The 13,549-nt window shown below is 59.1% G+C and carries 12 protein-coding genes; 6 read left to right on the top strand and 6 right to left on the bottom strand.

Going from position 1 to position 13,549, the window contains the following annotated elements; all coding sequences use genetic code 11:
- Nucleotides 1-107: 107 nt before the first annotated feature.
- From G359_RS13155 to G359_RS13170, 4 genes are all read left to right on the top strand, one after another.
- Nucleotides 108-2,255, top strand: coding sequence for a molybdopterin-containing oxidoreductase family protein (locus G359_RS13155; protein WP_045836497.1), 2,148 nt, complete (start codon nt 108-110; stop codon nt 2,253-2,255).
- A 192-nt stretch (nt 2,256-2,447) separates the two neighbouring features.
- Nucleotides 2,448-2,834, top strand: coding sequence for a DUF3307 domain-containing protein (locus tag G359_RS13160; RefSeq protein ID WP_045836498.1), 387 nt, complete (start codon nt 2,448-2,450; stop codon nt 2,832-2,834).
- 167 nt (nt 2,835-3,001) lie between these two features.
- On the top strand, nt 3,002-3,559 hold the full coding sequence (locus G359_RS13165) for a sigma-70 family RNA polymerase sigma factor (RefSeq protein ID WP_082072923.1): 558 nt from the start codon (nt 3,002-3,004) through the stop codon (nt 3,557-3,559).
- Nucleotides 3,556-4,197: an NrsF family protein gene (locus G359_RS13170; RefSeq protein WP_045836500.1), complete on the top strand. Its 642-nt coding sequence runs from the start codon at nt 3,556-3,558 to the stop codon at nt 4,195-4,197. The genes G359_RS13165 and G359_RS13170 overlap by 4 nt, the downstream gene beginning before the upstream one ends.
- A 21-nt stretch (nt 4,198-4,218) precedes the next feature.
- Here the strand turns inward: G359_RS13170 and G359_RS13175 are convergent, their stop codons facing one another.
- Complete coding sequence (locus G359_RS13175; protein WP_052699369.1) at nt 4,219-4,761, bottom strand: TetR/AcrR family transcriptional regulator; 543 nt, start codon at nt 4,759-4,761, stop codon at nt 4,219-4,221.
- A 78-nt stretch (nt 4,762-4,839) separates the two neighbouring features.
- Here G359_RS13175 and G359_RS13180 point away from each other — a divergent pair, with 78 nt between their 5' ends.
- Nucleotides 4,840-5,808 (top strand): NAD-dependent epimerase/dehydratase family protein, encoded by a 969-nt coding sequence (locus G359_RS13180; protein WP_045836501.1) that lies wholly within the window; start codon nt 4,840-4,842, stop codon nt 5,806-5,808.
- Nucleotides 5,809-5,903: 95 nt separating this feature from the next.
- Here the strand turns inward: G359_RS13180 and G359_RS13185 are convergent, their stop codons facing one another.
- The 5 genes from G359_RS13185 to G359_RS13205 form a co-directional block, all read right to left on the bottom strand.
- Nucleotides 5,904-7,181, bottom strand: a complete 1,278-nt coding sequence (locus tag G359_RS13185; protein WP_045836502.1) for an NAD(P)/FAD-dependent oxidoreductase — start codon at nt 7,179-7,181, stop codon at nt 5,904-5,906.
- A gap of 55 nt (nt 7,182-7,236) precedes the next feature.
- Nucleotides 7,237-8,061, bottom strand: coding sequence for an ABC transporter permease subunit (locus tag G359_RS13190; RefSeq protein ID WP_045836503.1), 825 nt, complete (start codon nt 8,059-8,061; stop codon nt 7,237-7,239).
- The gene (locus tag G359_RS13195) at nt 8,058-8,960 is read right to left on the bottom strand and encodes an ABC transporter permease subunit (RefSeq protein WP_045836504.1); all 903 of its coding nucleotides are present in this window, start codon (nt 8,958-8,960) and stop codon (nt 8,058-8,060) included. The genes G359_RS13190 and G359_RS13195 overlap by 4 nt, the downstream gene beginning before the upstream one ends.
- 8 nt (nt 8,961-8,968) lie before the next feature.
- Nucleotides 8,969-10,165 carry an ABC transporter ATP-binding protein gene (locus tag G359_RS13200; protein WP_082072924.1) on the bottom strand — a complete coding sequence of 399 codons (1,197 nt, stop codon included), beginning with the start codon at nt 10,163-10,165 and terminating at the stop codon, nt 8,969-8,971.
- Between the two features lie 94 nt (nt 10,166-10,259).
- Nucleotides 10,260-11,369, bottom strand: coding sequence for a polyamine ABC transporter substrate-binding protein (locus G359_RS13205; protein ID WP_045836505.1), 1,110 nt, complete (start codon nt 11,367-11,369; stop codon nt 10,260-10,262).
- A gap of 469 nt (nt 11,370-11,838) precedes the next feature.
- Between G359_RS13205 and G359_RS13210 the strand changes: the two genes are divergently transcribed.
- Entirely contained in the window at nt 11,839-13,239 is a 1,401-nt protein-coding gene (locus tag G359_RS13210) for a glutamine synthetase family protein (protein WP_045836506.1), read from the top strand.
- Nucleotides 13,240-13,549 lie beyond the last annotated feature (310 nt).

A 13,549-nucleotide genomic window follows, 5' to 3' on the forward strand; every position in this document is an offset into this window, starting at 1 on the left:
CCGCAGCCTGATCACACGTTCTTTCGATTGGACGCCCTCCGAATTCGATGCCAGATTGCCGCATCAAAACAAGCCGAATAACGGCTGGCATCGACTTGGAGGAATGAATGAACGACGAACCGGCCCGCGAAAAGTTCTTTGGTGCGTGTCCGCACGACTGCCCGGACACCTGCGCGATGATCTACGAGGTCAAGGATGGCCGGCTAGTCGACGTCCGCGGCAACAAAGAACATCCCATCACGCGCGGCGGCCTGTGCGTGAAGCTCAAGGATTTCGCCGACCACCACGTCAATCCGGACCGGCTGATGTATCCGCTCCGCCGCGTCGGCCCGAAAGGTTCGGGACCAAACGGCGGCAACAATTTCGAGCGCATCACCTGGGACGAAGCGATCTCCGAGATCGGCATCCGGTGGCGCGAGATCATCGCGAAGTACGGCGCGGAAGCAATCATGCCGCAAAGCTATCTCGGCAACATGGGGCTCGTGCAGGGCATCAACTCCGGCGACCCATTCTTCAACCGTCTCGGCTCGACCGTAAACGAGAAGACCTACTGCACCTCGGGCTCGTCAACGGCTTGGCTTCTGACACACGGGCCCACCGGCGGCGTCGATCCGGAAAGCTTCGTTCACTGCAAGTACGTCGTGATCTGGGCCTGCAACTCGATCTCGACGAACCTGCATCATTGGCCTTTTGTTCTCGAAGCACAGAAGCGCGGGGCAAAGATCGTCGTCGTCGACTCCTACAAATCTCGGACCGCGAAGGCAGCTGACTGGCACATTTGCCCCAAGCCCGGCACCGATGGAGCACTCGCTCTCGGCATCATCAATTCGATGGTCGAGCAAGGCCTGATCGACCAAGACTACGTCGACAATTACACGCAAGGCTTCCCCGAGCTCAAAGCCCGCGCGGCCGAATTCTCTCCCGAATACGTCGAGCAAGTCACCGGCGTTAAAGCGGCTGACGTTGCCAAGTTCGCCCGCGAATTTGCGACCTCGCAGCCGTCCGCCATCCGCATCGGTGTCGCCATCGAACGCTCGGCTGGCGGGGCCCAAGCTGCCCGTGCCGTTTACGCAATCCCGGCTGTCTGTGGTTCGTGGCGCCACGTCGGCGGCGGCATGCTGCAATTGCCGCTCTGGGACTTCCCAATCGATTGGGTAAGGGCCGCGCGGCCCGACTGGATCAAGCCCGGCACGCGCGTCGTCAACAATCTGCGGCTCGGCCAGGCGCTCAACGGCGAGATGAAGCTCGATCCGCCGATCAAGAGCATGTTCGTCTTCTGCACCAATCCCGTCAGCCAATCGCCCGAGACTAACAAGATCGTCGAAGGGCTATTGCGGGAAGACCTGTTCACGGTCGTCGCCGAACACTTCATCACCGACACGGCGAAATATGCCGACATCATCCTGCCGTCCGCCATGGCGGGCGAGGCCGAAGACATGATGTGGTCGTGGGGCCACTTCTATCTGACGTACAATGAGAAGGCGATCGACCCGCCCGGCGAATGCAAGCCGACGAGCGAGATGTGGCGGTTGCTCGCCAAAGAAATGGGCTTCGACGACCCGGTCTTCAAAATGACCGACAGCGAGCTTTGCGCCGCATACATCAACTGGGACGATCCCAAGATGGGCGGCGTCGATATGGAGTACTTCAAGAAGCACGGGTACTACAAAATCGACGTCGGCTCCGCGGATACGCGCACACCACACAGCGAGGGCAAGTTCCCGACGCCGTCGGGCAAAGTCGAGCTGTTGTTGCACGACGCGAAGAACTTCGTCGCCGGCCCATTCCGCGCGATGTACGAGGGCCAGCAGTCGGGCGAGCCCATCGATCCGCTGCCCGGCTACGTCCCGGTTCGCGAATCTCCGGAGACCAACCCGGAACTGGCGAAGAGCTATCCGCTGAACATCATCTCACCCAAGAGCCACGCCTTCCTGAACTCCTGCTACGCCAACGAACCGCACAAAATCAAAATCCAAGGCGAGCAGTTCGTGATGATTTCGCCGGTAGATGCCGCCAAGCGGAACATCCGCGAAGGAGATCCGGTGCGCGTGCGGAATGCTCGCGGCGACTTCGAAGGCATCGCGCGCGTAACGGACGACGTCAATCCAGGCATCGTCGTGGCGACGCTCGGCTACTGGCGCTCGCTCAACCGCTCCGACGGGTCCGTGAACTCGATTTCGTCCGACGCCTGGAGCGGCCTCGGCCGGGCTCCGACGTTCTCGGACAATCTCGTCGAAGTTCAGCGCGTGAACTAAGCGGCACGCCTTCCCTGCTCATAGGAAATGGGTCTGCACGGCCTTGAGTCGTGCAGACCGCTGTTACCTAGGTGACATCCCCCCGGAACTGGCTTGCGCTAAAAATACCCCGGGAAAGTAGGTTGACGATGATCGCGGACCTTCCGGAAAGACCGGGCGCCGTAGTCGTCAGCCACGCAGCGATGGAAGCTTATGTCACCCGTTCACGCGGCGCTGGCCGCGATCACATATCTTCTGGTCAAGCACGCGGTAGCCGATTTCATCCTTCAGACGGATCTGATCTTCCGCCAGAAAGGATCCTACGGCGCACCGGGCGGATTGTGGCACGCGCTCATCCACATCCTGTTGACAGCGCCGGTCTTTTTGCTTTTTCCGGGCGGCAGCCCTGCCCTCGCCCTGGCACTTCTCGCCGGCGAATTCGTTGTTCACTATCATATCGACTGGACGAAGGAGCAGATCGTCCGCCACGAGAATTGGACGCCTAAGGACAAATATTTCTGGTGGGCGCTCGGGATCGATCAGATGCTGCACGGTCTCACCTATGTCGCCATCCTTTGGATCTGGCTTCCCCCCGCTTGATTTTCCGTGACCCCGCGCCCTTTGCGCATCTTGCGCAGCATGACGGGCCACTGCCATATGCGGCTGGCAAGCGGGTTGGCGCGCCAATCTGCACACCGCATTAATATTGTTTGTTCCCACGTAACATTTCCCCGCCAGCCGTCGAAGACAACTGAGAAGGCGTAATTTTGGACCGAAAGGCTCGAGACGCTGAGTGGACAGGCTTAATGCGCGCCGCAATCGCGGGCGATCAAGCTGCCTATCGCCAGCTTCTTTCCGAGCTTTCGCAGGTCCTGAGAGGCGTAGTCCGTCGCGGCTTCGCCGGTGTCGGCGTGCCCCGCGGTGACGTGGAGGATGTGGTGCAAGACGTGCTGCTCGCAATCCATCTGAAGCGGCACACCTGGGACCAGTCGATGCCGCTCGGCCCCTGGGTGATGGCGATTGGCCGCAACAAGATGATCGACGACCTCCGGCGGCGCGGTAGGCGTCCCGAGGTTCCGGTGGACTTGAGTGAATTCGAATTCGAGGGTGAAGATCAGCAGGCTTCGATCGATGCGCATGATGTCAAGCGCGTTCTCGACCGCCTCTCCGATAAGAACCGCGACATCGTCCAGTCGATCAGTATCGATGGACAATCGGCGCGCGACGTTGCTGAGCGTCTTGGAATGAGTGAAGTGGCCGTTCGCGTCGCGTTGCACCGAAGCCTGAAGGCCCTCGCCGATACCTATCAAGAGAAGAAACTATGAAGACGGACGACCTCATCAATGCCCTTGCTGCAGATGCTAAAAGCGTCGAGCGGCCGATTGCGCAAACCGTTGCGATGGCGGTCGGCGCGGGCGCATTGATCTCGGCGCTGCTGTTTCTATGGGCGATCGGCATCCGCGCGAACTTCGCGGAATCGATGGTGTCTTCGCTCCGCTTCGTCTTCAAATTCGTCCTGACGTTAAGCCTTGCAATTCCCGCCTTCGTCCTCGTTCGCGGGCTGTCGCGGCCGGATTTCCGACCCGAAAAGAAACTTTGGTGGCTGGCACTGGCCCCAGCTCTTCTTTTGATCGCTATCGGCCTCGAGCTGTTCTCTGTGCCATCCGATCAATGGCACGCGCGGATGATGGGCCACAATTCCGTAGCCTGCATGATCGTCATCCCGCTTCTATCGCTGGCGCCGCTGGCGGCTGTTCTCTACGCACTTCGCGACGGTGCTACAGCGAACCCGGCGATCGCAGGAGCCGTTGGCGGATTGCTATCCGCGAGCATCGGAGCGACGCTCTACGCCAGCCACTGCCCCGACGACAGCCCACTGTTTCTTGCCGCCTGGTACCCGATCGGCATCGTTTTGATGACCGGCCTCGGCGCACTGATCGGATCGCGCATTTTACGCTGGTGACAGCCGTGACTCACGAGCCAATTACTTTGGTCGCACGAGCTTGGCCATAAGCGCCTCGAACAGCAATTCGCTTGTGGACTTTATTTCGGCGGCGGGCGTGCCTTGCATGAGCAGGGTCACGACTCCGTTGGAGGCTGCCCAGATCGTTCGTGCCGCCGTGTCGACATCGGTCGTCAAGCGGCCTTCGATTGCCAGACGCTCGACGATCGCCCGCATAATGATGAAAGCCTCTTGGCTCGCGCTCGGATCAGACCGCGTGCTCTCGATCATCAGCCGGAACAGTTTGGGGCGTTCGAGGGCGAACGCGATCCAACCATTCCAACCGCGCTTCAGATCGGCCATGGCATCCGACGTCTGACGGTTGGCCCGCTTGTGCGCCATGAACGTTTCGACGCCCCGGGCAACGACGGCGCGCAGCAAACCATCCTTATCACCGAAGTGATGATAGAGCGTCGGCGCAGTCACCCCCGCAGCCTGACAAACCGCGCGCGTCGTAACGGCCTCGAAGCCGTCTTTTTCCAGAAGACCGACAGCAGCATTCAAGATCTCGTCTTCGGTCGCCATGATCACTCTCAAAAAAGGGGCTTGCAGGCTTCTATAGCGGCGCTATATTGAGGGATATAGCAACGCTATAGAGGTAACATGAAAAAAGCATTCGTCACAGGGGGCTCCGGCTTTGTCGGCGGCGCATTGGTTCGGCGGCTCGTGGCACAAAACGTTCGTGTCGTGGCTCTGGTCCGCAGCGAGGCTGCAGCGGCGGCGGTCAGGAACCAGGGGGCAGACGCCTGCCGCGGTGACCTGCTGGACGAACGGGCCATTACCGAGGGCATGCGGGGCTCCGATACGGTGTTCCATGTCGCCGGGCATCTGAGCGCATGGGCCCCTCGTGAAGTCTTTCACAAAGCCAACGTGCTTGGCACCCGAACGATGCTCGCGGCGGCGAAGGCTGCAGGCGTGTCGACATTCATTGCTGCCGGAGCCTCTGCCGTCGTCATGGGCCGGCCCATGTCAATGAAGGACATATCGGAAGACCTGCCGCTTCAGGCGCCTTCATGGGCTCCTTACATCGAAACGAAGGCGGAAGCTGAACGATTGGTGCGGCAAGCGAATACGTCCGAGCTGCGCACGGTGGTGATCCGGCCGCCGCTGATCTGGGGCGCGGGGATGCCGATGCTCGAAGAGATGGTCGCTGCGGCCAAGGCCGGCCACTTCGCGTTGCCGGATGCTGGGCGACAAATCATGTCCACCAGCCACGTCGACAACGTCGTAGAAGGCTTGGTCTTGGCTGCCGAAAAAGGCCGGGGCGGCGAAGCCTATTTCGTGACGGACGGCGAAGACACCACGCTCAAAGACGTGCTGACCGATCTTTTTCGGACACGCGGGGTTCCGCCCATCAAACGTAGCGCCCCGTTCGGTTTAGCCTGGTACATAGCGGCTGCCATGGAGGCCGTGTGGCGTACATTTCGTCTTCCCTCCAAACCACCCATCACACGTCAGACCCTGCGCATGATTGGCCAGGACTTCACCCTCAACATCTCCAAGGCACGCCGCGATCTCGGTTACGTACCGGTCATCAACTGGGCTGACGGTATCTCGCGCATGCGCGGATAGCCCGGATAAGGCAAACCTCATCATCCACGGCGACACCCGAGCGCGAATCTTCGTGCTCTTGGCCCAGCCATGCCCGTCGCGGCTTGGCTTTTTTCTTAAAGCAGATCGCGAATGCGGTAATAAAGCATCCCGAGCGCCAGCATGTAGTTGCCCGCGATGTCGCTCAGCGGCAACCGCATGTGCCTGATGCGGTCGAAAAGATCGAACTGCTCCGTCGTCCCACAAATCGCATCCGAAACGATTTCCGCCGCGATGTGCGTGGCATTCACCCCATGCCCCGAATACCCCTGCAGATAATAGAGGTTCGGCGCGAGCCGCCCGATAGCCGGCACACGATTGACGACGATGGCGATCGTCCCGCCCCAGGCGAACTCGACCTTCGCATCCTTAAGCTGCGGATAAACCTCGATCATCCGCGGGCGCATGACGGCGGCAATATCCGGCGGATCGCGGTTGGTATAGTTGCAGCGCCCACCAAACAGCATCCGCCGATCCGCCGACATCCGGAAATAATCGAGCACGACGTTGCTATCGGCGACGGCAAGATTTTGCGGATCGACCGTCTCCATCTCGCTGCCGGTCAAAGGCTCGGTGGCGATGATGTAGCTGCCCGCTGGCAGCATCAATCCCTTGAGACCGGATTGCCCGAAGCGATTGAAGATTTCGCCGCCGATGACGACTGAGCCTGCTTCGACCTGGCCGCGCTCGGTCTGAACCCAGGGCTTTGCTCCGCCACCAAGACTGATCGCAGCGGTATTCTCGAAGATCTGCACACCGAGGGCGGCGGCAGCATTGGCTTCACCACGGCAAAGATTGAGCGGGTGCAGATGGCCGCTGCGACGGTCGATATAGCCGCCGTAATAGGAGTTGGTGCCAAGCACGCTCGGCATCGCGCCGGCTTCGATGATCTCGAGGCCATCGCCGTCGCCCTCCTTGAGGCGGTCCTCGACGTAGGCCCGCATATGATCCATGTGGCGCGGACGCGCCGCAACTTCCATCCAGCCGTATTTCAGATCGCAGGCAATGCCGTATTTCGCGATCCGGCTTTCGATGATCTCGTGCCCACGATAGCGAATGTCACGAACGAGCTTCGCACCAGCTGCGCCGAGCTGCTTCTTGATCGTCGCTTCGCCGCTGATGCCGCCGATCATCTGGCCGCCGTTGCGGCCCGACGCACCCCAGCCGATGCGCTTGGCTTCGAGCAGCACCACGGACCGCCCGCGTTCCGCCAGCGTCAGCGCGGTCGCGACGCCGGAGAAACCGCCGCCGATAACGCACACATCCGCCTTGACCGTACCTTCGAGGGCGGGAAAGCGCGCCTCGTCGTTTGCGGTCGCTGCGTAGTACGAGCGTATGTAATCTTGAGCCGTCACGATGAGCCGGTGATTAGCGCGCCCCGCTCCGAAACACAAATGCCGAGTGACATTCTCAGCCCGTAGCTCCGAAGGCTTTGCGCCGCTCCCTTTCTGCACGATCCGTCTGTCGCTTCGTAACGAAGGAAGCCAACAGCAAGCCGACGGTGACGATGCCGATCAGAATTGTCGAAATGGCATTGATTTCCGGCGTCACGCCCAGTCGAACCTGACTGTAGATCTTCATCGGCAGCGTCGTCGCGCCGGGGCCCGTCGCGAAGCTTGAGATCACGAGATCATCGAGTGACAGAGTGAATGACAGCAACCATGCCGAGATCACCGAAGGCGCAATGATCGGCAACGTCACCTGGAAGAAGGTATTGATCGGCGTCGCACCGAGATCCATCGCCGCCTCTTCAACGGACTTGTCGAAGTCCTGCAGGCGCGCCTGCACGACGACAGCCGCATAGCACATAGTGAACGTGATATGCGCCAGCGTAATGGTCCAGAAACCGCGGTCGAGCCCCATGGCGACGAACAACAGAAGCAGCGACAGTCCGATGATGACTTCCGGCATAACGAGCGGCGCGAAAATCATCCCCGAAAACAGCGTCTGGCCCCGAAACCGGCCGACGCGAACAAGCGTAATGGCAGCCAGCGTACCCAGAATGGTCGCGACAGTAGCGGATAGGAGGCCGACGCGGATCGTGACCCACGCAGCGTCTTTCAGCGCCTGATTTTGCATCAGCGAGCTGTACCACTTCGTCGAGAAGCCAGCCCACACCGTGACGAGCTTCGACTCGTTGAAGCTGAAAATCACGAGCAGCAGGATCGGAATGTAAAGGAACGCGAAGCCAAACGTGATCGACGTCAAATTGAACCAGGAGAAGTTCTTATTCATCGCCCGCCCTCCCGCTCGATCTGCTGCTGACGCTGGAAGAGTACGATCGGGATCGTCAACACGAGCAACAGAATGACCGCCACCGCGGAGGCAAGGGGCCAATCACGATTGTTGAAAAATTCATTCCACAGCGTCTTGCCGATCATCAAGGTATCGGACCCGCCCAAGAGATCCGGGATGACGAACTCGCCGACCGCCGGAATGAAGACGAGGAGGCAACCAGCGAAGACACCGGGCAGCGACAGCGGAAACGTCACCTGCCAAAAGGCCCGCCACGGTCGAGAACCCAAGTCTTGCGCCGCTTCGAGCAGCGCAGGATTGATCTTCTCGAGGCTGGCGTAAAGCGGCAGGATCATGAACGGCAGATAGGAATAGACGATACCGATGTAGACCGCGGTCGTCGTGTTCATGATCTGCAGCGGCTCGCTGATAAGGCCGAGCTTCATCAGGAACATCGTGAGGAATCCTTCCGGCTTCAGGATCGCGATCCAGGCGTAGATGCGGATCAGAAACGAGGTCCAGAACGGAAGGATGACGAGCATCATCAGCGTCGGCTGCCAGGATCGCGGCGCCCGCGCCATGCCGTACGCCATCGGATAGGCAACGAGAAGCGTCAGGAACGTCGAGATCGCCGCGATCTTCAAGCTCGAGAGGTAAGCGTTGACGTAGAGCGGATCGCCGAAAATGAATGTGTAGTTCTCGAAATCGAGTTGCGAGATGAACGCCCCGATGCCGGTCGACCAGCTGAACGTCGGCACGTACGGCGGAATGGCCGTCGCAACATCGGACAGCGAAAGCTTGAAGACGATGAAGAAGGGAATGAGGAAGAAGATCAGCAGCCACAGATAAGGGGCAGCGATCACATACCAGCGTCCGAGGCCGTGGGTTTTTGTGCTCATCGCTTGCCTCAGCCCGTCAGAACCACACCCGCATCGACCGGCCAGTCGAGCCAGACGCTGTCTTCCCAGCTGATCGACCGTTCCACAGTATGCGCAGCGTTGGCCCGAAGCGCCGTAATGCGTTCGCCGGGCGCCGTGCGGACATGATAATGAGAGATCGATCCGAGATAGCCGATGTCCTCGACTTTCCCCGGAATGACATTGACCGCACTTGCCGGCTGCTCGTGCGAGATGCGGATTTTCTCCGGCCGCAGCGCCAGCCACACCTGTTGACCGACCGTCACCGGCTCTGAGCTGCGGGTTTTGAAAGCGTAACCGTCTTTCGCATTGATCTCGATGCAGCCATCACCGATCGCGGAGACTGTTCCCTCGAAGATATTCACGTCGCCGATGAAGCCTGCGATGTAGCGCGTCTTCGGATTCTCGTAGATATCGCCGGGCGTCGCGACCTGAACGAGGACGCCCTTCTCCATCACGGCAATGCGGCTCGCGACCGTCATCGCCTCTTCCTGATCGTGCGTGACGATGATGAAAGTCGTGCCCGTCGTTTCCTGAATGTGCATCAACTCGAATTGAGCCTGCTGGCGCAGCTTCTTGTCGAGAGCGCCGAGCGGCTCGTCGAGCAACACGATGCGCGGCTTCTTGGCGATCGCCCGCGCCAGCGCTACGCGCTGCTGCTGTCCGCCGGATAGCTGGTTAGGTTTGCGTTTTGCGAACTGGCGAAGCTCCAGCATGCCCATGGCTTCGTCGACACGTTCGGCAATCAAGTTTTTGGGCATGCCCTCCTGGCGCAGTCCAAAACCGATGTTTCGCTCGACCGTCATATGCGGAAAGAGCGCGTACGACTGGAACATCATGTTCACAGGGCGCTGATACGGGGGAAGGTCCGTGATGTCCTGGCCCGCCACGATCATCCGGCCCTGCGTCGGCTTCTCGAAACCTGCGAGCATTCTGAGGAGCGTGCTCTTTCCGCAGCCCGACGGCCCGAGCAACGCGAAGAATTCTCTTTCATAGATGTCGAGCGTCACATCATTGACGGCGACGAAGTCGTCGAACCGTTTCGTCACCCCCTCGAAGCGAACGATCGGCGGCAAGTTCGGATTTTTCCAAGGCGCAAATCCCGACTGCGGCGCAGCCGTACGCGGTCCTGCACGCTGTGAAGAGGCATTGCTTGCCTGTGGATCGCGCGCAGTCACAACGGTCATGTTTGACGTCCCTAAATCGACTCCATCGGCCCCAATTCCGATGGGGAGTGTAAAAAGAAAAAACCGCGCCAGTTTTTGCTGGCGCGGTTTTTGGTTATTGCCCTGTCGTGATCCGTGTCCACATTCGGGTTACGATCCGTTGAGTTTTGTTGTCCCATGCCGTCTTCACATAGAGCTTCTTGAACGTCTCGGGATCCGGATACACCGCCGGGTTCTTCAGAACACTCTCGTCGATATCCTTCTGCGAGGCAAGGTTGCCGTTGGCGTATTGAATGAAGTTCGACGCCTTAGCCATCACTTCGGGCCGGTTGAGATAGTTAAGGAAGATGTGCGCCTCCTCGACATCCTTGGCATCCGCGGGGATGGCCATCATGTCGAACCACATCTGGGTACCTTCCTTCGGAATGTGATACTTGACCACCTGGCCGTTCTTGGCATCGGTTGCGCGCGTACCGGCCTGAAGGATATCGCCTGACCAGCCGAGCGCCATGCAGATGTCGCCATTGGCAAGCGCGTTGATGTATTCCGAAGAGTGGAACTTCTTGATGTAAGGCCGGATCTTCATCATCAGATCTTCGGCCTTCTTGAAATCCTCTTCCTTGGTGGTGTTGGGATCGAGGCCCAGATAGTTGAGGACAACCGGGAGAATATCTTCCGGTGAATCAAGCACGTAAATTCCGCAATCCTTGAACTTGGCGGCATTCTCCGGCTTCAAGATGATATCAAGAGAATCGACCGGAGCATCCGGCATGCGCTCCTTGACCTTGGCTTCGTTGTAGCCAACACCGGTCGTGCCCCACATCCAGTTCATTGCGTACTGGTTGCCGGGGTCATACTGGGCAACACGATTGTAGACCTCGGGCCAAGCGTTCGCGAAGTTGGGGATCTTGGACTTGTCGAGCTTCTGGAAGACGCCAGCTTTGATCTGACGCGACAGGAACGACCCGGTCGGCACGACGACATCGTATCCGCTGCCGCCCGCTAGAAGCTTCGTTTCCAGAACTTCGTTGCTGTCAAAAACGTCGTAGACAACCTTAATGCCGGTCTCTTTGGTGAAGTCCGTCAGGATCTGCGGGTCGATGTAGTCCGACCAGTTGTAGACCTTGACTACCCTGTCTTCTGCATATGCGCCCGCACTGACTAACGTAACTGCAGACGCAATTAAGCACGCGGCGCAGCGCACCACTTTCCCTACCGTTAACATTGGAATTCCTCCAGAACCCGTCGCAACCAGGACGCCCGAAAAGAGCGGTTTAGTCGCAAACAGCCGCTCTCATCGGCGTTTTGCTAAACATCCGATATACTGCGCAATTAAATTGCGGAGCACAACAGATCAGTTAAAGAAATATTGAAGTAATCATCGTCAGCATAAGGAGTAAAAAGCCAAACTAAACTGCGCGTACTTGAGGCATGTGCTACCCTGTTGAACAGTTGCATGATCTCATCGGTTCGGGGGGCGGCAAAAGCTATGCTTCACGGCTGCTATTGAGGTTCCTTCGTCGGCCGGGTTAAGCTCGATGGCTTTCTGACCTCGAAAATCCAACATGTCTGACGATCGCTTAAAGCAAAATGCGGGCTTGGCCGATAACAGGCTTGGCAGCAGCCGTGACGCATTTCTTCGATCCCACCGACGAGCCGCAGAAACAAATAATGCAAATTACTCAGGTGTCCTTATGACCGCCCCACCCGCACGGATCCTCAACGAAGACGGTGACTTCGGCGCCGGCTCGACGCCCGAAGCGCTTCGCGATTGGCTTCGTCAGCACCGCATCGAGGAAATTGATTGTGCTGTACCTGACATCGCAGGCGTTGCCCGCGGCAAGACGATGCCAGCCGAGAAGTTCGTAAAGCTCGATGCGGTACACCTTCCGATCTCGATCTTCCATCAGACGATTACAGGCGATTACGTCGGCTTCGAAGAGGACGGCCAGCAACTCTACGCCGAAAGCGACCTGATGATGGTGCCGGATCTTTCGACCATCCGGCCCGCTCCATGGGCATCGAGCCCGACTGCCCAGGTTATTCACGACGCACAATGGCAGAGCGGAGATCCCGTTGAGATCGCACCGCGCAACGTGCTGAAGCGTGTCGTCGATCTTTACGCGAAAGAAGGCTGGGTGCCGGTCGTCGCGCCCGAACTCGAATTCTATCTGACGAAGACCAATCCCGATCCCGACTATCCGCTCGAACCGCCGATGGGGCGTTCGGGTCGCCCGGGCGCTGGTCGCCAAGCCTACAGCCTCGGCGCTGTCGACGAATATGACAAGATCGTCGACGACATCTACGAGTTTGCCGAGCGCCAGTATCTGAAGATCGATACGATCATTCAGGAAGGCGGCGCGGCTCAGCTCGAGATCAACTTGCTGCACGGCGATCCCGTCGATCTCGCCGATCAGGTTTTCCTCTTCAAGCGGACAATTCGGGAAGCTGCATTCGCCCAAAATTGCTACGCGACGTTCATGGCCAAGCCCCTTGCCAACGAGCCCGGCAGCGCCATGCACGTGCATCAAAGCGTCGTCGATGCGAAGACGGGGAAGAACATCTTCACGCAGGGGAACGGCGAACCGAGCAAGCTGTTCTTCAACTTCCTCGCGGGTCAGCAGGCCTACCTGCCCGCCGCGATGTGCTTGATCGCACCCTACGTCAATTCCTATCGCCGCCTCGTGCCGAATGGCGCCGCGCCGATCAACGTCGAATGGGGCTACGACAATCGTTCGGCTGGATTGCGAGTGCCCATCTCGCCGGCATCGGCGCGACGTGTTGAAAATCGCCTCGCCGGCGCCGATTCAAATCCCTATGTGGCGCTCGCAGCTAGCCTCGCCTGCGGCTATCTCGGAATGAAAAACGAGCTAGAACCGCGGCAGGCGGTCGTCGGCAATGCCTACCGAAACGACCATCAGCTGCCGCGTGGCCTGCTTGAAGCCCTGACGGATTTCGAGGAGAACACAGCGCTTCATGACATTCTCGGCAAACGCTTCTGCCACGTCTACCTCGCCTTGAAGCGCAGCGAATTCGAAGAATTCATGCGCGTCATCAGCCCGTGGGAGCGCGAGCATCTTCTGCTGAGCGTCTAATAAACGAGACCGGCCTTCCTGCTCTTGCCTGCCGGAAGGCCCCGTCTCGCCGCTCTGACGGCACCCCCCTCTCAGGGGCACCACTCGAATTCCATTCAAAAAGCAAATTTGAACGCGGTCCCATGAAGACGGCCGCGGTTATGTCGCTTTCTATCGATGCCGGTGAGGAATTGTTAATGCTGCGCGCAAACAAGTTCCAATTTTCCACCAATCTTGGATTGATTTCAAATACTGCAGAGCAAAATGACTGAAGCGGACGGGCAATCTTGCGAGCCTTGAACACATCCGTGCATGCGTTCGAGCCGGGGGT

Origin of the sequence: Hyphomicrobium sp. 99, assembly GCF_000384335.2 — a bacterium.
Classification (GTDB): domain Bacteria; phylum Pseudomonadota; class Alphaproteobacteria; order Rhizobiales; family Hyphomicrobiaceae; genus Hyphomicrobium_B.

Bases quoted from the DNA above. Each gene is read 5' to 3' on its own strand.
- G359_RS13155 (WP_045836497.1), top strand. From the start codon at position 108: ATGAACGACGAACCGGCCCGCGAAAAGTTCTTTGGTGCGTGTCCGCAC.
- G359_RS13205 (WP_045836505.1), bottom strand. From the start codon at position 11,369: ATGTTAACGGTAGGGAAAGTGGTGCGCTGCGCCGCGTGCTTAATTGCG.
- G359_RS13175 (WP_052699369.1), bottom strand. From the start codon at position 4,761: ATGGCGACCGAAGACGAGATCTTGAATGCTGCTGTCGGTCTTCTGGAA.
- G359_RS13170 (WP_045836500.1), top strand. From the start codon at position 3,556: ATGAAGACGGACGACCTCATCAATGCCCTTGCTGCAGATGCTAAAAGC.
- G359_RS13210 (WP_045836506.1), top strand. From the start codon at position 11,839: ATGACCGCCCCACCCGCACGGATCCTCAACGAAGACGGTGACTTCGGC.
- G359_RS13160 (WP_045836498.1), top strand. From the start codon at position 2,448: ATGTCACCCGTTCACGCGGCGCTGGCCGCGATCACATATCTTCTGGTC.
- G359_RS13180 (WP_045836501.1), top strand. From the start codon at position 4,840: ATGAAAAAAGCATTCGTCACAGGGGGCTCCGGCTTTGTCGGCGGCGCA.
- G359_RS13195 (WP_045836504.1), bottom strand. From the start codon at position 8,960: ATGAGCACAAAAACCCACGGCCTCGGACGCTGGTATGTGATCGCTGCC.
- G359_RS13200 (WP_082072924.1), bottom strand. From the start codon at position 10,165: ATGACCGTTGTGACTGCGCGCGATCCACAGGCAAGCAATGCCTCTTCA.
- G359_RS13190 (WP_045836503.1), bottom strand. From the start codon at position 8,061: ATGAATAAGAACTTCTCCTGGTTCAATTTGACGTCGATCACGTTTGGC.